The organism is Xanthomonas citri pv. citri, assembly GCF_000961215.1.
Taxonomy (GTDB): domain Bacteria; phylum Pseudomonadota; class Gammaproteobacteria; order Xanthomonadales; family Xanthomonadaceae; genus Xanthomonas; species Xanthomonas cissicola.
In genome coordinates this window covers 4,220,714-4,237,742 of sequence record NZ_CP008998.1, presented here as the reverse complement: position 1 = coordinate 4,237,742, position 17,029 = coordinate 4,220,714, and the positions used below count along the sequence as shown (strand labels likewise).

At 62.9% G+C, this 17,029-nt stretch carries 14 protein-coding genes; 5 read left to right on the top strand and 9 right to left on the bottom strand.

Annotated elements, in window-relative coordinates; all coding sequences use genetic code 11:
- Positions 1 to 99 precede the first annotated feature (99 nt).
- The 7 genes from AMD14_RS18565 to AMD14_RS18535 all read right to left on the bottom strand — a co-directional run bounded on the left by AMD14_RS18565 (position 100) and on the right by AMD14_RS18535 (position 8,671).
- Positions 100 to 2,340: a glycosyltransferase family protein gene (locus AMD14_RS18565; protein WP_011052381.1), complete on the bottom strand. Its 2,241-nt coding sequence runs from the start codon at positions 2,338 to 2,340 to the stop codon at positions 100 to 102.
- Between the two features lie 115 nt (positions 2,341 to 2,455).
- On the bottom strand, positions 2,456 to 3,184 hold the full coding sequence (locus tag AMD14_RS18560) for an SDR family oxidoreductase (protein WP_011052380.1): 729 nt from the start codon (positions 3,182 to 3,184) through the stop codon (positions 2,456 to 2,458).
- Between the two features lie 2 nt (positions 3,185 to 3,186).
- Positions 3,187 to 4,488, bottom strand: a complete 1,302-nt coding sequence (locus AMD14_RS18555; RefSeq protein WP_011052379.1) for an FAD-binding oxidoreductase — start codon at positions 4,486 to 4,488, stop codon at positions 3,187 to 3,189.
- Positions 4,488 to 5,876: a UbiA family prenyltransferase gene (locus AMD14_RS18550; RefSeq protein WP_011052378.1), complete on the bottom strand. Its 1,389-nt coding sequence runs from the start codon at positions 5,874 to 5,876 to the stop codon at positions 4,488 to 4,490. Before AMD14_RS18550 ends, AMD14_RS18555 begins: the two co-directional genes overlap by 1 nt.
- A gap of 102 nt (positions 5,877 to 5,978) precedes the next feature.
- Complete coding sequence (locus AMD14_RS18545) at positions 5,979 to 6,965, bottom strand: lysylphosphatidylglycerol synthase transmembrane domain-containing protein (RefSeq protein ID WP_015472704.1); 987 nt, start codon at positions 6,963 to 6,965, stop codon at positions 5,979 to 5,981.
- A 15-nt stretch (positions 6,966 to 6,980) separates the two neighbouring features.
- Positions 6,981 to 7,925: an electron transfer flavoprotein subunit alpha/FixB family protein gene (locus tag AMD14_RS18540; protein ID WP_011052376.1), complete on the bottom strand. Its 945-nt coding sequence runs from the start codon at positions 7,923 to 7,925 to the stop codon at positions 6,981 to 6,983.
- Positions 7,925 to 8,671 carry an electron transfer flavoprotein subunit beta/FixA family protein gene (locus AMD14_RS18535; RefSeq protein WP_011052375.1) on the bottom strand — a complete coding sequence of 249 codons (747 nt, stop codon included), beginning with the start codon at positions 8,669 to 8,671 and terminating at the stop codon, positions 7,925 to 7,927. The genes AMD14_RS18540 and AMD14_RS18535 overlap by 1 nt, the downstream gene beginning before the upstream one ends.
- Positions 8,672 to 8,899: 228 nt before the next feature.
- On the opposite strand from AMD14_RS18535, the gene rfbB reads away from it, so the two are divergent.
- The 5 genes from rfbB to AMD14_RS18510 all read left to right on the top strand — a co-directional run bounded on the left by rfbB (position 8,900) and on the right by AMD14_RS18510 (position 13,862).
- Positions 8,900 to 9,955 (top strand): dTDP-glucose 4,6-dehydratase, encoded by a 1,056-nt coding sequence (gene rfbB, locus AMD14_RS18530; protein WP_011052374.1) that lies wholly within the window; start codon positions 8,900 to 8,902, stop codon positions 9,953 to 9,955.
- Between the two features lie 63 nt (positions 9,956 to 10,018).
- Entirely contained in the window at positions 10,019 to 10,906 is an 888-nt protein-coding gene (gene rfbA / locus AMD14_RS18525; RefSeq protein ID WP_005929617.1) for a glucose-1-phosphate thymidylyltransferase RfbA, read from the top strand.
- On the top strand, positions 10,903 to 11,460 hold the full coding sequence (rfbC, locus tag AMD14_RS18520; protein WP_011052372.1) for a dTDP-4-dehydrorhamnose 3,5-epimerase: 558 nt from the start codon (positions 10,903 to 10,905) through the stop codon (positions 11,458 to 11,460). The genes rfbA and rfbC overlap by 4 nt, the downstream gene beginning before the upstream one ends.
- Positions 11,457 to 12,356, top strand: a complete 900-nt coding sequence (rfbD, locus tag AMD14_RS18515) for a dTDP-4-dehydrorhamnose reductase (protein WP_005929612.1) — start codon at positions 11,457 to 11,459, stop codon at positions 12,354 to 12,356. The genes rfbC and rfbD overlap by 4 nt, the downstream gene beginning before the upstream one ends.
- A gap of 339 nt (positions 12,357 to 12,695) precedes the next feature.
- Positions 12,696 to 13,862: a nucleotide sugar dehydrogenase gene (locus AMD14_RS18510; protein ID WP_011052371.1), complete on the top strand. Its 1,167-nt coding sequence runs from the start codon at positions 12,696 to 12,698 to the stop codon at positions 13,860 to 13,862.
- 277 nt (positions 13,863 to 14,139) lie between these two features.
- On the opposite strand, the gene AMD14_RS18505 is transcribed toward AMD14_RS18510, so the two are convergent.
- Together AMD14_RS18505 and AMD14_RS18500 are read right to left on the bottom strand one after the other, a co-directional pair.
- The gene (locus AMD14_RS18505; RefSeq protein WP_011052370.1) at positions 14,140 to 15,543 is read right to left on the bottom strand and encodes a mannose-1-phosphate guanylyltransferase/mannose-6-phosphate isomerase; all 1,404 of its coding nucleotides are present in this window, start codon (positions 15,541 to 15,543) and stop codon (positions 14,140 to 14,142) included.
- Between the two features lie 47 nt (positions 15,544 to 15,590).
- Positions 15,591 to 16,937: a phosphohexomutase domain-containing protein gene (locus AMD14_RS18500; protein ID WP_005913455.1), complete on the bottom strand. Its 1,347-nt coding sequence runs from the start codon at positions 16,935 to 16,937 to the stop codon at positions 15,591 to 15,593.
- Positions 16,938 to 17,029: the final 92 nt, after the last annotated feature.

Sequence of the window (17,029 nt, the reverse complement as noted above, 5' to 3'; positions counted from 1 at the left end):
AAAGCGACGAATTTTCGCCGATCGCTGAGGGTCATCAGCGACATTCTGATCGCAACAGTGCAGGAGCTCGGCGCAATTGCAGGACGGGTACGTTCAGAATCATACAGAAACCTGCTCTTTGCCCGAGTAATCGGAGGGCTCCTGGACCTCAAGGAGGGAGGCGCCGACGACCGAACTCTGCGTAAAAGCCTCGGCTGCTTCCTCGCCATCGGAATGCGCTCCCGATGGCAGGTGTGCCGCCCTTGCGAAGCAACTCTCCGTGGCGATCAGGGTGGCCAATGCCAGCCCGCCGCACAGCAAGGCGCTCACCAGTACGTAGGCCGACTGCAAGCCGGGGAGGAACTGCCGATCAAACACATAGGCTGACAAGGACACGGTGACGTTGGCCAAGCAGATCGCATAGAAAAGAGGAGCACTGGTGCGCCATACGGCGGCCAGGATGGCGAGCTGCAGCAGCAGTACAGACGCGTAGGCGCCGATGTGCGTCGTCGTTACCCCTCCCTTGAAGATGGCGATCACCCACACCAGGGTGACCACGGCAAAAGACGTCAGTGCCTGCAACAGCTTCTTGAGCGGTTGATTGTCTCGACGGCGGTCGCGCAAATACATCACGGCAATGCAAGGGAGCAGCAACAGGGGCGAGGCAAACCACATCGAATGGAACATGTGGTAGAAGTCGTCCTCGATAAAACGGGAAAGGAATGCGGGATCCTGTCGCGTCGCCATCCTACACGCGTCATACGGTGCCGAGAGTGTGCCTTTAACGACCACGCCGAGATTCTGCAGGCGTGCGGTCAGCCATTCGCCGGGCGTGATCTGGGAATAGGCATGGAGAATCGCCTGCGCGGCGCTCTCGTCGCTGAAGTCGATCTCGTCGGCAAAGTGCCACTTGATAAGCCGGTCGCCTGGAGGATCGACAAGCCGCTGATAGGCCACCCATGGAAGGTAGAGCGCGGCGGCGAGCGGCCCGGTCCGCAGCAGCATTGCCAGGCCTTGGCGTTTGTACCAGCACAGGTGTACGAGGGCGACGCCGACGATGAAGAACAGCGCGCCGCCATGCGACAGCATGGCCAGCGCTGCGGCGACGCCCGCCTGCCCCCAGCGCCTGGGTGTACCCTCGGCCGGAAACAGCGCCAGGTAGTAGATGAGCGAAAAGGCCGCGGCCAGCAGCTTGGGCCAGACGAAAAGGGTGCTGAGCAGCATCAAGGCCGACAGGCTGAGCACGAGCAATGCCATCGCTTGCGCCCGCTTACTCATGAACCGCGCGAGCAGAGAAGCCAGCGGCAGCAGAACCAGCGCCTGCGCCCAGCTGCAAATTCCCTGGTACACCAATACGTGGTTGTGCGGCAGCAGCTTGTACAGCATGAGGTACAGTCCAACCTGCAGGGGAGGACGGTCGCTGCTCAGCCAATCGCCAACCATCGGGATGTCCAGCCTGCCGCGTGCAAGCATGTCGCCGAACAGCATCGGCAGCCAGGCGTCGGTCGGGAAATGCCGCCAGCGCAATGCCGGGCCATCATCCAGTTGCCCCTCCCAATGGAACGGGAACAATCCGATCCACAGGATCAGGCAGACAAGCAGGAGTGCGGGGAGCAGGCCCTTCTGCAAGTCGGCGATGTCGGCGAGCGAGATGTGTCGTCGCCTTCCGATCATCAGCGCGAGCGGGAAGGGGAGTATCAGAATCAGCAAGGCCAGCGCACTGCCTAACTTGGCAGAGAGCACATAGCCCAGGAAGATCGCAAACCAGCCGCAGCCCGCGGCAAGCAGGCCCTGGAGCAGACGCTCACGCGGAGGTGCACCTGCGGGCAGGCACAAGCAAACGGCAAGCAACCAGACATTCCCCAGCAGCACGGCGGCCAGCATCGGCAGCATGCCTCCGGCCAAGTCCACGGCGGAACGCGTGATTGAATCGCCGAGGCCGGCCCAGCCGAAAGAAGAGCGGGACTGATCGTCGATCCGGATGCGGTAGCCCTCCTGCGCGATGTCATCGGGAACCACAAGCATGAAGCGTTCCCAATGCTCGCGGGGTTGCTCGGGAATCGCGATCCGTGCTGTCTTCCCCATGCGGGTGACCGCATTGAGGCTCACACCGGGATTTCCCGGATAACCGGTAAGCATGACCTCGATGTGCTTTGTGCCAGGAGGATAAGGGCGCGACTCCAGCGTTCCGATCCAGGCGTCGGCGCCTTCGCAGAAGCTGATACGGCCCGCGACGGTGTCATCCTGCTTCAGGAACGGCGAGTTGGTCGGGGCGCAACCGCCATCGATTCCCAACGCAGGGTCCGGATAGAAGCCGCAGCCTCCAAGAAGCGACAAGCAGATGAGCAGTGCCACGTTCATGACGCGATGTCCCGCAGAGACTCTGGTCCTATGGGACCTGTCAAAAATTCCTGCTAGGTTGTTCTGCTCGGACAAGGGTGCCGCGATGCAGAACATGGCATGTCGACCGATCATGTCAGAGCTTGACTTTGCGGAAAACGACTTCGGGAATGGATTTGATCACAAGCATGATTGCCCACCAGAAACCAGGCAGGTAAGCCACAGAGCGGCGCTTGTCCACTGCACTGAGGATTCCCTTGGCAATCTGGTCCGGCTTTGCCCACAGAGCGCCCTTTTTGAACGCCGCGGTCATGGGGGTGTCGACGAAGCCCGGCTTGATCGTGAGGACGTTGATGCCTTGTGGGCGCAGGCGCTGTCCCAGGCCGCTCAGGTAAGCGGTCACAGCGGCCTTGGCGCTTCCATAAAGGTAGTTGCTGGCTCGGCCGCGGTCTCCTGCCACAGAAGAAATGCCTGCTAGCGTGGCGCCCGACGTCAGTCGCGGCACAATCGCTGCGCACAGGGCAATCGTGGAGGTGCCGTTGGTGGCGAATTCGCGCAGCGACAGTTCGACCGATGCGTCACACGCAGCCTGATCCGGCAGCGTGCCATGTGCGATCAATACGACGTCGACACCGCCCAATGCAGCCCAGGCTGCATCCAGGACCTCGCCATGACGTGCATTGTCGTTGACATCCAGCACGCCAAAGCTGCTTCGCGCGCCGCGGGTCGTGAGGTCGGCCGAAATTGTGTCAAGGCGCGGGGCTTGGCGCCCGAGCAGGTGGATGGCCGCACCGCGTGCGGCGTAGCGTCGGGCGGTTGCTTCGGCGATGGCCGAGGTGGCCCCGATAATAAGGACGCGTTGCATGTCTACTCCGTGACCCGGCGCCAGAAGCCGGAAGAAAAACGTGGATCGAGATAGCTGCCGAACTCGCGCCAGCGGCCATAGGCACGCTGAAACGACTGCGCTGTCATACGCGCGTCCTTGGCAGGGTACAGAGCACCGCCTGCCTCGTCGACGATGCGGTCCAGTCGCTCAAGCAGGCGGAAGACGCCAGGACCGGTATTGGGAAAGTCCAATGCCAAGGTCGTGCCTGGCCTCGGGAAAGACAGCATGCCAATGGAAGGTGTGTTGCCGAATTCCTTCAACACGGCCAAGAAGGAGCCGCTGCCGCTGCGCGCGATCTCTGCAAGCAGTGCGTCCACTCCGTCTCGCGCGGTTGCGGGCGGCAAGACGCATTGATACTGCAGAAAGCCCGAAGGACCGTACATGCGGTTCCAGTCACGAATTCCGTCCAGCGGGTAAAAGAACGGCAAAAGGTGGCTGACGAAGCGTTTGCGCGGCGCCGGCTGGCGCCAGTAGTAAAGCGCGTTGAAAGGCCGCAGGGAGAACGTGTTCACCAACGAAATCGGCGGGGTGACAGGCATGGATAAGCCTGTACCTGGCGATTTCGGTCGCTCATGCGCAAGCCCGGTGCAGTGATCTGCACGGGTAAAGTGCCCGCGCCCGCGCGCCTTGCCGCTTGCCAGACAATCGATCCACGCCACGCTGTACTCGTGGCTTTCGGCCGCGGCCGCCGACAACGCAAAAAACTCATCGAGCGAGCCGAAGCGGATGTTTTCCGCTTCCAGCGTGGAGCTGGCGACGCGACGCAGCTGAATTTCAGCCCAGGTGATCAGGCCGGTCAGCCCAAGTCCCCCCACTGTAGCTGCGAACCAGCGATCGGCGTCGTCCGGCGTGCACAGTCTGCGCTCGCCGTCGCTACGCAGCAGCTCGAATGCGCGCACATGGTGACCAAAATTGCCGGTCCGATGGTGGTTCTTGCCATGCACGTCGTTGGCAATGGCGCCGGCAACGGTGACGTAGCGGGTGCCGGGCGTCACCGGCAGAAACCAGCCCTGCGGCAACACCAGCTCGATGATCTCGGCAAGGGTGACCCCCGCTTCGCAGCGAAGGACCCCATTGGCGGGATCAAAGGTAATGAATCGATCAAGCCCGCGTGCGCACAGCAGTGCGCCATCCGGATTCAGGCAACTATCGCCATAACTGCGTCCGTTACCACGAGGCAGCGCGAAGCCGTCGAATGCGGGCAGATTCGCCGCTCGATCGTTGATCGGTAGCAGCGTCTGCTGCGCGCTGGGATACCGCCCCCAGGATTGCCCCGGCGCCATCAGATGGCGCTCAGGGCGAATAACCCGCACAGCACCACCACGATCTGACTGACGCGGTCGGTGGCAGCGAATACGATCGGGTCGTCATGCATTTCTCCACGATGAGCAATGATCCAGACCCTGCTCACCCAATACAGCAACACCGGGCACACCAGCCAGAGCAGCTTGGGATTGCGGTATAGCTCCACGCTCTCGGGACTGTTGATGTAAAGCGCCATCACCATCACCGCGATGTAGCCGGCGGCAGCACCCATGGATTGCAACAGCGAGAGGTCCTCCACCGAATAGGCTCGGCCACTGGCCCTGGTCTTGCCGCTGCTCAGCATGGCATGCAGCTCCGTGTAGCGCTTGAGCAGCGCGAGCGACAGGAACATGAACATCGAAAATGCCAACAGCCAGAACGACAGCTCGATATCGATCGCCACGGCGCCACCGATGATGCGTACGGTGTAGAGCGCTGCGAGCAGCACCACGTCGATCATCACAATGCGCTTCAAGCGTAGCGAATACGCCAAGGTCATGACGTAGTAAGCAAGCAACACCAGGGTGAATTCAATGTTGCATGCCAGCGACAGCAGGAGACCTGCCACTGTCAGTGCAGGGGCAACCAGCAGGCCATGCAAAAGCGGGAGGCGACCTGCCGCAAACGGGCGCTTGCGCTTGCGCGGATGCTGACGGTCAGGCGTCAAGTCCAGCAGATCATTGAGCACATAGACGCCGGAAGCGCATAACCCGAATGCGACCAGCGCAATCGTGGATTGCAGGACCGATTCCAGATCCAGGAATCGGTGCGCGGTCAGCAGCGGAACGAACACGAGCAGATTCTTCAGCCACTGATGCAGGCGCAACGCCTTCAGCCAGGCGCGGGCGCGCGACGGGGCAGGCCAATGCGCATGCACGGTCGTCCGTTGCGCCGCTGCCTTTGCCAGTGCGGTGCCGTTGTTGACGACCCAGGCGCCCCCGGCCTTGTCCCAGACGTGCAAATCCACGCTGCCGTTGCCCGCGTAATCGAAATTGCCCTGACCAAACGCGTCGACCAGCACCTCTGCCTTGTTGCGACCGGACAGATTGCGCTTGCCATCGCTGGCAATGACCTGCTCGAAGAGGCCCAGGTGCTCTGCAATAGGCTGCACCAGGAGTGCGTCGGAGGCGGTGCACAACGCGCGCGGGCGTTGCGTCGTGGTGCGCAACAGCTCTAGCACCTGGTGGTTGTAGGGCAAGGTCTCTGCAGGCAGGACGACGCGGGACGCAAGTTCGCGCTTCAGCGCGGCCTTGCCACGCAACAGCCACAGTGGCAGCAAGAACACGTACAGTGGGTTTCGCGCCAGCAACGCCAGCACCGACTCATAGAGAATGTCCGAATTCAAAAGCGTGCCATCCAGATCCACGCACAAGGCGCGTCCCGACACAACTGGACGGGTGGTGCTGTTGGTAGGGGCGGACATCGACTGCCTGGCGATCCATTGCGGGGCGCCGATTATACCTGTCGTTCACCGCGAGCTCTTGCGGACGGCGAATTCTGCAGCAAGCATGGACACTGCACCGACGAGAATGGCGTACCAAAGCGTCACCAGGCGTGCCGCGACAGCGACCGCAATGGCGTCTGCAGTAGAAATTCCGAGTCGATTGAGCATCAATACGATGGCCAGTTCGGTCGAGCCGACGCCACCGGGGACAAACGACAGTGCGCCGATCAGCATCGCAAGCGGGTAAATACCGAGCGCGACAATAGGCTCCAGTTGCAGGCCCATGCCGACGCAAAGGCTCACGAACACCGCCGATGTCAATCCCCAGGCGATGAACCCGGCAAGCATGCTTTGCCCGAACGCAGGCAGATCCAGGCAGCTACGCAATTCCAGCGCTGCCGCAAGAAAAAAATGCGTCAGTCGCCGCAGCCAGCGGCCGGGAAGGCGCGCGGTCACGCCTTTCAGGTTGTCCAACAACGCCGGCCAGGCGGCTGCGCCGAACAGCGCGCAGACAAATCCCAGCACGACTGCAGCTAGCGCACCCAAGGTGGGGAATACCGATGCGGCCAGCAGGGACAGCGACAGGATGACCAGCAGGTCGGATGCGCGCTCGAAGACGAAGACGCCCACTGTGCGCTCGGCCGGAATGCCCATCCGCGCGAAGTAGCGAATCCGCATCAGTTCGCCTGCCTTGCCGGGCGTAGCGGTCAGTGCGAAGCCCGCCAAATAGCCAGCCAGGCCAAGCCCCATTGGTACGCGATGTCCTTTGCGACGGAGCAGCCATTGCCATCGCCAGTACCGCGACAGGTACGTCAGCGACACGGGCACGATTGCGAGCAACATCAGGTGCCAGACGTCACTCAGCCGCGAAAACGTCCCGTTCCCGTGGTCTACCCAGACCAATGCGGCGATATAGCCGCCGCATAGCAGCACAACGAAGCCGACCAGATAATCCAGACGGTGCCGCGATGTTGCGGCACCGTCAATCCGAGAAGACGAAGGCGAATCCATTGCAGCAGAAGGGCCTCAGCCCAACGCAGCCTCCAACTCCGGCAGCAGCGCAAACAAATCCCCCACCAGCCCGATATCGGCAATCTCGAAGATCGGCGACTCCGGGTCCTTGTTGATCGCCACAATCGTGCCGGCGTCCTTGATGCCGGTCAGATGCTGGATGGCGCCGCTGATGCCGATGGCCACGTAAAGCTCCGGGGCGATGATCTTGCCGGTCTGGCCGACCTGCAGCTCGTTGGGCACGTAACCGGCATCCACTGCCGCGCGCGAGGCGCCCACGGCGGCACCGAGTTTGTCGGCCAGGCTGTAGATGTGCTGGAAGTTCTCGGCCGAGCCGACGCCGCGACCACCGGAGACCACGCGTTTGGCGCTCTGCAAGTCGGGGCGATCAGAGGTGCCTGCGGCCAGCCCGATGAAGCGGGTATGGGTCGGCAGCGTCGCATCGACGGTCACGGACTCGACAGCGGCGCTTCCGCCGGCCGCCGCTTCCGGCCACGAGGCGCTGCGCACCGTCGCGACCACGATCTGGTCGGCCGGCGCCTTGACGGTGATGATGGCGTTGCCTGCGTAGATCGGACGCTTGAAAGTGTAAGCGTCTTCGACCGACATCAGATCGGAGATCTGGTTGACGCCCAGCAGCGCAGCCACGACCGGCATCAGGTCCTTGCCGAAGGTGGTGGAGGGGCCGAAGACATGCGTATAGCCCTGGCCGGCAAGCTGGGCGATCTGCGGCCCCAGCACCTGCGCGATGGCATGTTCGTTTGCGGGGTTCGCCACCGTCAGCACTCGGGCAACGCCGGCCAATTGCGCGGCCTGCGCTGCAACCGCTGCCGGGTCCGCTGCCAGCACAACCACATCGATGGATTCGGCCGAGATCGCCAGCGCAGCGCTCAGCGTCTTGGCGGTGGCCGCATTGAGCTGACCGTCGAGATGTTCGGCAACAACGAGAACCTTGGCCATTACAGCAACCCCTTCTGCTTGAGTGCGGCCACCAGCTCGGCGGCGTCCTTGACCATCACGCCGCGGCTGCGCTTGGACGGCGCGGCGTAGTGGGTGGTGGTCAGGCTGTCATGCGCGTCGATACCCAGGTCGGCAAACGCCAGCGTTTCCAATGGCTTGCTCTTGGCCTTCATGATGTCCGGCAGCTTGATGAAGCGCGGCTCGTTCAGGCGCAGATCGGTGGTGATCACCGCCGGCAGGTCCACTTCCAGCGTCTCCAGGCCGGCGTCGACCTCGCGCGTGACCGTGGCTTTGCCATCGGCAACGACGAGCTTGCCGGCGAAGGTGGCCTGCGGGCGGCCCCAGAGTGTGGCGAGCATCTGGCCGGTCTGATTGGCGTCGTCGTCGATCGCCTGCTTGCCGAGGATGACCAGATCCGGCTGTTCCTTCTCGACCAATTTGAGCAGCGCGCGTGCGGCGGTCAGGGGCTGAACAGCCGCATCGGTCACCACATGGATTGCGCGATTGGCGCCCATGGCCAGGCCGTTGCGCAAGTGCGCAGCCGCATCGGCCGGCGCCAGGGTGGCGACCACGACTTCCGTGGCGATGCCGGCATCGCGCAGGCGCAATGCTTCTTCCAGGGCGATTTCGTCGAACGGGTTGGGCGAGAGCTTGACGCCCTCGGTCACCACGCCGGAGCCATCCGGCTTGACCTGAATGCGGACGTTGTAGTCCACCACGCGCTTGTAGGCGACGAGGATTTTCATCGTGTACGAGATCCTTCAGCGATTGCGGGAAGGCCCGGCCGCGGCGGCAGGCACGGGAGTGGAGTCATTCTAACCGGGTGAAGCGAACCATGCGATGGCGTATGGATGATGCGGTGCAGCACTTAAGTACGGGTTGCTGCGACCACTTAGCCTCCATACCTGTCTGGACCGTATATCCTGTGTCGTTTGAACACGCAGCGCGGTTCGCGCGCGACAAGGAGATCGGCAGTGGCAATTTGGCTAGTAACCGGCGGTGCCGGCTTCATCGGTGGCAACTTTGTTCTTGAAGCAGTGGCTCGCGGAGTGCGTGTGGTCAATCTTGACGCGCTGACCTATGCGGGAAATCTGAACACATTGGCTCCCCTGGAGGGCAACCCGGACCATGTCTTCGTCAAGGGCGACATTGGCGACCGCGCGTTAGTCGCCAGTCTGCTGCACGAACACCAGCCCGATGCAGTGCTGAATTTCGCAGCCGAGAGCCATGTGGATCGCTCGATCGAAGGCCCGGGCGCGTTCATCCAGACCAATGTGGTCGGGACCCTGGCCCTGCTTGAAGCGGTCCGTGACCACTGGAAGGCGCTGCCGAAGGAGCGCCAGGATGCGTTCCGGTTTCTGCACGTGTCCACCGATGAGGTCTACGGCACGTTGGGCGAGACCGGCAAGTTCACCGAAACCACGCCGTACGCGCCCAACTCGCCGTACTCCGCGTCGAAAGCCGCTTCCGATCACCTGGTACGTGCGTTCCACCACACCTACGGTCTGCCGGTGCTGACCACCAATTGTTCGAACAATTATGGCCCGTACCACTTTCCAGAAAAGCTCATTCCGCTGGTAATCGCCAAAGCGCTCGCTGGCGAGCCACTGCCGGTCTACGGCGATGGCAAGCAGGTACGCGACTGGCTGTTCGTCAGCGATCACTGCGAAGCGATCCGCACCGTGCTGGCCAAGGGCAAGGTCGGCGAGACCTACAACGTGGGCGGCAACTCCGAGCGCCAGAACATCGAGGTCGTGCAGGCGATCTGTGCGCTGCTGGATCAGCATCGCCCGCGTGAAGACGGCAAGCCGCGCGCGAGCCAGATCACCCATGTCACCGACCGCCCCGGACACGACCGTCGCTACGCGATCGATGCCTCCAAGTTGAAGAACGACCTGGGCTGGGAGCCGGCGTATACCTTCGAGCAAGGTATCGCGCAGACGGTGGAGTGGTACCTGACCAACCAGGCCTGGGTGCAGGGCGTGCTGGATGGCAGCTATCGGCTGGAACGGATCGGCGCCGCGGCCTAACGCGAGCCATTAGCAAGAGCCCGCGCATGCATGCGTGTGCGGGCCTCCAACAGGACATACCTGATGACACAACGTAAAGGCATCATTCTGGCGGGCGGCTCGGGCACGCGCCTGTACCCGATCACCAAGGGCGTCAGCAAGCAGCTGCTGCCGGTGTACGACAAGCCGATGATCTATTATCCGCTGAGCGTGCTGATGCTCGCGGGGATTCGCGACATCCTGATCATCAACACGCCGCACGAGCAGGCGCTGTTCCAGTCGCTGTTGGGCGATGGCTCGCAGTGGGGAGTCAACATTCAATACGCCGTGCAGCCCAGCCCGGATGGGTTGGCGCAGGCCTATCTGATCGGGCGCGAGTTCGTCGACGGCAAGCCGAGTTGCCTGGTGTTGGGCGACAATATTTTCCATGGGCATGGCCTGACCGACACCTTGCGGCGCGCCGATGCGCGTGAGCAGGGCGCCACCGTCTTCGGTTACTGGGTCAACGATCCTGAGCGCTATGGCGTGGCCGAATTCGATCAGCAGGGCAAGGTCATCGATATTGCCGAAAAGCCTGCAAAGCCCCGCTCCAACTATGCGGTCACCGGCCTGTACTTCTACGATGGAAAAGCCAGCGATTATGCGGCTGCCTTGAAACCTTCTCCGCGTGGCGAGCTGGAGATTACCGATCTCAATCGCTGCTATCTCGATGCTGGTGAGCTGCATCTTGAGCCGCTGGGGCGCGGGTATGCATGGCTGGATACCGGAACGCACCAGTCGTTGCATGAAGCGGCCAATTTCATCGAGACCATCCAGATGCGTCAGGGCCTGCAGGTGTGCTGCCCCGAAGAAATTGCGTTCGGTCAGGGCTGGATCGATGCGGAACAACTGGAACGGCTGGCCGCCCCATTGCTGAAAAACGACTATGGCAAGTATCTGCACGAATTGGCTGTGCGAGGAGTAGTACCGTGAAAATCGTCGAAACCCGTTTACCAGGTTGTGTGGTCATCGAGCCGGCAGTGTTCGGCGATGAGCGCGGATATTTCTTTGAAACGTGGAATGCGGAGCGCTTCGGCCAGCATGGTCTGCCGACGAAATTCGTGCAAAGCAACGTGTCCACGTCGGCCAAGGGCGTGCTGCGCGGTTTGCATTACCAGTGGCCGCGTCCCCAGGGCAAGCTGGTCAGCGTGCTTGAGGGTGAGGTCTACGATGTGGCTGTCGATGTCCGCCATGGCTCGCCCAACTTCGGGCAATGGGCAGCCGTGGTGTTGAGCGCGGAAAACAAAAAGCAATTCTGGATTCCAGAAGGATTTGCGCACGGCTTTGCAGTGCTGTCGGAGCGAGCAGTGTTCAGCTACCTATGCACCGACGTTTACGTGAAGGAGGCCGATGCCGGCGTGCGCTGGGATGATGCGGCAATTGGCATCGATTGGCCGATCAGCAACCCGTTGTTGTCTGCAAAGGACTCCGCCGCGCCGTTCCTGGGCGATGTGCCGGCCGAACGCCTGCCGGTGTATACGCCATGACCACGCTGGTACTGGGAGCCAATGGACAGGTCGGCACGGAATTGCTGCGGGCATTGGCAGCCAATGGCCCGATCCTGGGTAGCACCCGCAGTGGTCGGTTGCCGGATGGTGCAGCGTGTGAGGTAGCCGACTTTGACGCACCGCATCGCCTGAGCGAATTGCTGGATCGCTTGCAGCCAAGTTGCGTCGTCAACGCAGCCGCCTACACGGCCGTCGATCGTGCCGAGCAGGAGCGTGATGCGGCCTTCCGCGCCAATGCCGAAGCGCCTGGCGTGATAGCGCAATGGTGCGCGCGCGCCGATGTGCCCCTGGTCCATTACTCGACCGACTATGTCTTCGATGGGCAGGGCACGCGCCCCTATCGGCCGGACGATGCCACCGCGCCGCTCGGCGTGTACGGGCAAAGCAAACTGGCGGGCGAGCAGGCAGTGCAGGCGGCCGGCGGCCGTCATCTGATCTTCCGCACTGCCTGGGTCTACGCGGCGCATGGACACAATTTCCTGCGCACGATGCTGCGCGTGGGCGCCGAGCGCGATGTGCTGCGCGTGGTCGCCGACCAGATCGGCACGCCAACGCCAGCGGCGTTAATCGCCGACATCACGGCGCACGCGCTCCGCCAGCCGGGCGAACCCTCCGGCTTGTGGCATCTGACTGCCGCCGGGCAGACCACCTGGCACGGTTTCGCCGAAGCCATCTTCGCGCAGGCGCGCGCGCGCGGCCTGCTCGCCCGCACGCCGCGCGTGGAGGCGATCGGCACCGCCGACTATCCCACGCCGGCCACGCGCCCGGCCTATTCGCGACTGGATACCCACAGCCTGCAGGACACCTTCGGCGTCCGCCTGCCGGACTGGCAGGATGGACTGAGCCAGGTGCTGGACACGCTCGCCCAACGGTGAGCCTTGTCGGTGCTGCCATCGATCGGTGCGGCTTCAGCACCGACTCATAGCTTGCACTTCGCTTCGGCTACCATCAGGGCTGATCCGCGCCGTACCGGCGAGCTGCTCGCGCAGGTCGCGGCCGACGTGGATGTGCCGCTGAAGCGGATGCAACGCACGACGCATCCGCTGGATGCATGCAGGTGTGCGCTGTATCGCATCGGTCGGCACCGTGCAGGTTTTCGCGTGTCCCCCAGCGGGCGCGCCAGCCCCATTGCGGGCTCGGCCGCACCGTCATCACGCCATGGCCTGCATGCAGCGCGCTACATCCTCCCCCATCCAATGTCGCAAGGAATTCCAATGAAGATCGCTGTCGCGGGTACCGGCTATGTCGGTCTGTCCAATGGCGTGTTGCTCGCCAGGCACCATGAAGTGGTGGCGCTGGACATCGTCGAGTCCAAGGTCAAGTTGCTCAACGAAGGCCGCTCGCCGATCGTCGACAAGGAACTCGAGGCCGCGCTGGCCCAGGGTGGCCTGAACTTCAAGGCCACCCTGGACGCCAACGAGGCGTTTGCCGGCGCGGAGTTCGTGATCATCGCCACACCCACTGACTACGATCCGGACACCAACTATTTCAACACCGGGTCGATCGAGGTCGTGATCGCCAAGGTGCTGGAGATCAATCCGCAGGCGACCATGGTGATCAAATCCACCATTCCGGTCGGCTACGTCGCCAAGGTGCGCGCGCAGTTCGGGACCGACAACATCATCTTCTCGCCGGAATTCCTGCGCGAAGGCCGGGCGTTGTACGACAACCTGTACCCGTCCCGGATCATCGTCGGCGAACGTTCGGCGCGCGCGGAGACCTTCGCGCGGCTGTTGCAGCAAGGCGCGCTCAAGCCCGACGTGCCGGTGTTGTTCACCGAGCCGACCGAGGCCGAGGCGATCAAGCTGTTCGCCAATACCTACCTGGCGATGCGCGTGTCCTACTTCAACGAACTGGACACCTACGCGCTCACCCATGGGTTGGACAGCCGCCAGATCATCGAGGGCATTTGCCTGGATCCGCGTATCGGCAGCCACTACAACAACCCGTCCTTCGGCTATGGCGGTTACTGCCTGCCTAAGGACACCAAGCAGCTGTTGGCCAACTACCAGAGCGTGCCGCAGACCATCATCCGGGCGATCGTCGATTCCAACACGACCCGCAAGGACTTCATCGCCGCCGACGTGCTGCGACGCAATCCCAAGGTGGTCGGCATCTATCGGCTGATCATGAAGGCCGGGTCCGACAATTTCCGTTCGTCCAGCATCCAGGGGGTGATGAAGCGCCTCAAGGCCAAGGGCGTGGACGTCATCGTGTACGAGCCGACCTTGAAAGATCCTGAGTTCTTCCGCTCGCGCGTGGTCAACGACCTGCAGGCCTTCAAGCGCGAGGCCGACGTCATCATCAGCAACCGCATGGCCGAGGCGCTGCAGGACGTGCAGGACAAGGTGTATACGCGCGACCTGTTCGGCGACAACTGAGCCAGACCGGCGCTCAGTCCTGGCGGGTGGTGCCACCCGCCAGGTCACCCAGCTCACGGCGCTGCGGCGCTATTTGCCGCCTCACGCAGCTACAGCGGTGTCGAACTGCGAGCGATGCAGCTGCGTTGCCAGCACGCACCTGTGTGCGACATCGCCAACGGGGGCATGCGACCTCTGATCTGCGCGCGCAGCGTGCCGCCATAAAGTGGGCCATGGATAACGCAGGACGGCGGCCATAGGCCGCCGTCGATATTGCAGTCTACGTTGAGACGCGCGATTAGGCGCGGCCGTAGGTGTCTTCGAAGCGCACGATATCGTCTTCGCCCAGATAGCTGCCGGACTGCACTTCGATCAGTTCCAGCGGCAGCTTGCCCGGATTGCGCAGGCGATGGGTGACGCCCAGCGGGATGTAGGTGCTCTGGTTTTCGGTCAGCAGCAGGACTTCTTCGCCACGCGTTACTTCGGCAGTGCCACTCACCACGATCCAGTGTTCGGCGCGGTGGTGATGCATCTGCAGGCTCAGCACCGCACCCGGTTTGACGGTGATGCGCTTGACCTGGTGCCGCTGGCCCATGTCGATGGAATCGTAAGCGCCCCATGGACGATAGACCTTGCGATGCCAGGTGGCCTCGGAACGGCCAGCGGTCTTGATCTGGCTGACGACGTCCTTGACCTCCTGAATGCGGTCGCGGTGGCCGACCAGCACGGCGTCCGGCGTTTCAACGACCACCACATCCTCAAGCCCCACCATGGCGATCAGGCGCGAGCCGTACGCGTAGGTGTTCTGGCAATCGAGCTGGATCACGTCGCCATGGTGCGCGTTGCCTTGCGCATCCTGGTTGGAAACATCCAGCAGCGAAGACCACGAACCGACGTCGTTCCAGCCCGCGTCCAATGGCACCACGACCGCATCGGCGGTCTTTTCCATCACGGCATAGTCGATCGAATCCGACGGGCTGGCGGCGAAGGCGTCCTTGTCCAGACGAGTGAAATCGGCGTCGCGCTTGCCGTTTTCCCACGCCTTTTGGCACGCATCGGCGATGGCCGGATGGAACTTGCGCAATTCTTCCAGGTAACGCGACGCACGGAACAGGAACATGCCGCTGTTCCAGTAGTACTCGCCGCTTGCCAGGTAGCTTTGCGCGGTCGCGAGATCGGGCTTCTCGACGAAGCGCTCGACCGCGCTCGCACCAGCGCCGGCGCTTGCCTTGATATAGCCATAGCCGGTTTCGGGCGCAGTCGGCTTGATGCCGAAGGTGACCAGCTTGCCTTGTTCGGCAGCAGTCGCTGCCAAGGTCACTGCTGCCTGAAACGCAGCCTCGTTTTGAATGACGTGATCGGAAGGCAGCACCAGCAAGAGCGGATCGGCGCCATCGCGGGTCGCTTCCAGTGCTGCAACGGCAATTGCCGGCGCCGTGTTGCGTCCCTTGGGCTCCAGCAGGATGGCCGAGGGCTTCACTCCTAACTGTTGCAGTTGCTCGGCGGCCATGAACCGGTGTTCTTCGTTGGCGACCACGATGGGGGCGTGGCCCGCGACGGGAGCCGCGCGCAGCCAGGTGGACTGCAGCATGCTCTTGTCGCCGACCAGCGGCAGGAACTGCTTGGGATAGGACTCGCGCGACAGCGGCCACAGGCGCGTGCCGGAGCCGCCGGACAAGATAATGGGTAGGACGTCGCTCATGGGCGGGGGAAACTCCAAAGTGCGTCTATGGGTGGGAGAGGGGTCAATCAGCCGCGCAGCAGGTTAGAAATTTCCTGCGTACGCGTTTCCAGCAGTGCGGCATCGCCGCGCGTTTCCACGTTCAGGCGCAGCAGCGGCTCGGTGTTGGAGCTACGCAGGTTGAAACGCCATTGGCCAAAATCGGCGCTGATGCCGTCGGTGTAGTCCAACTCCGGCGACAGCGAGGCGTAGTGCTCCATCACGCGGGCAACGGAGGCCTTGGCATCGGCCACCTTGAAGTTGATCTCGCCGCTGCAGGGGAATTTCTGCATGCGCGCTTCGACCAGATCGGCCAGCGAACGGCCCGACTGCGACACCAGCTCGGCGATCAGCAGCCACGGAATCATGCCGGAGTCTGCATAGGCGAACTCGCGGAAATAGTGGTGTGCGCTCATCTCGCCGCCGTAGACGGCATTTTCGCTGCGCATCTTTTCCTTGATGAAGGCGTGGCCGCTCTTGCACAGCACCGGAATGCCGCCGGCTTCTTCGACCTGCTCGACCGTGTTCCAGGTCAGGCGCGGGTCGTGTACGACCTTGCCGCCCGGCTGTTTGGCAAGGATGGCTTGTGCCAGAAGGCCAACCAGGTAATAGCCTTCGATGAAGCGGCCGGTGTGATCGAAGAAGAAACAGCGATCGAAGTCGCCGTCCCACGCAATACCGAAATCGGCGCCATTGTCCTTGACGGCCTTGGCGGTGGCGTCGCGGTTTTCCGGCAGCAACGGGTTGGGGATGCCGTTGGGGAAATTGCCATCGGGCTCATGAAACACGCGCACGAACTCGAAAGGCAGATGCGGCGCAAGCAGGTCGACGATCAGACCGGCGCCGCCGTTGCCGGCATTGACCACCAGCTTGAGCGGCTTGAGCGTGCTGCGGTCCACGTAGCTGAGCAGGTGCTCCAGATACGCGGTCTTGTCGGTGCGGCTCTGCTCACTGGCGGTGGGCTCGCCTGGCGCTGCGGTATCGGCCGCGACCGTGTCGCGGATGGCGAATAGTCCGGTGTCCGAGCTGATCGGTCGCGCTTGCTCGCGGACCAGCTTCATCCCGTTGTAGTCCATCGGGTTGTGACTGGCGGTCACCATCACGCCGCCGGCGGCCTTGAGGTAATCGGTCTGGAAATAGACTTCCTCGGTGCCGCACAGGCCGATGTCGATCACGTCACGGCCACTGGCGCGCAGGCCGGCCGACAGCGCTTCCTGCAGCGCCGGGCTGGCCAGGCGCACGTCATGGCCCAGGACCACCGGCCCTTGATCCAGCTGCGCCGCCAGCGCCACGCCGATGCGGCGGGCCAAGTCCTCGTTGAGTTCATCCGGCACACGGCCGCGAATGTCGTAGGCCTTGAAGGCGGGTAGCGTCATGGGCAAATCCTGAAGTGGGGGACGCCCGAGTTTAGCGGCTGCGCTGTGTCTTGGGTGTGGCGGAATTGCGACCGGGGACAGGGAACAGTCAG

Coding starts and splice junctions, on each gene's coding strand:
- AMD14_RS18565 (WP_011052381.1), bottom strand. CDS start 2,340: ATGAACGTGGCACTGCTCATCTGCTTGTCGCTTCTTGGAGGCTGCGGC.
- AMD14_RS18560 (WP_011052380.1), bottom strand. CDS start 3,184: ATGCAACGCGTCCTTATTATCGGGGCCACCTCGGCCATCGCCGAAGCA.
- AMD14_RS18555 (WP_011052379.1), bottom strand. CDS start 4,488: ATGGCGCCGGGGCAATCCTGGGGGCGGTATCCCAGCGCGCAGCAGACG.
- AMD14_RS18545 (WP_015472704.1), bottom strand. CDS start 6,965: ATGGATTCGCCTTCGTCTTCTCGGATTGACGGTGCCGCAACATCGCGG.
- AMD14_RS18540 (WP_011052376.1), bottom strand. CDS start 7,925: ATGGCCAAGGTTCTCGTTGTTGCCGAACATCTCGACGGTCAGCTCAAT.
- AMD14_RS18535 (WP_011052375.1), bottom strand. CDS start 8,671: ATGAAAATCCTCGTCGCCTACAAGCGCGTGGTGGACTACAACGTCCGC.
- rfbA (WP_005929617.1), top strand. CDS start 10,019: ATGACACAACGTAAAGGCATCATTCTGGCGGGCGGCTCGGGCACGCGC.
- rfbD (WP_005929612.1), top strand. CDS start 11,457: ATGACCACGCTGGTACTGGGAGCCAATGGACAGGTCGGCACGGAATTG.
- AMD14_RS18510 (WP_011052371.1), top strand. CDS start 12,696: ATGAAGATCGCTGTCGCGGGTACCGGCTATGTCGGTCTGTCCAATGGC.
- AMD14_RS18505 (WP_011052370.1), bottom strand. CDS start 15,543: ATGAGCGACGTCCTACCCATTATCTTGTCCGGCGGCTCCGGCACGCGC.
- AMD14_RS18500 (WP_005913455.1), bottom strand. CDS start 16,937: ATGACGCTACCCGCCTTCAAGGCCTACGACATTCGCGGCCGTGTGCCG.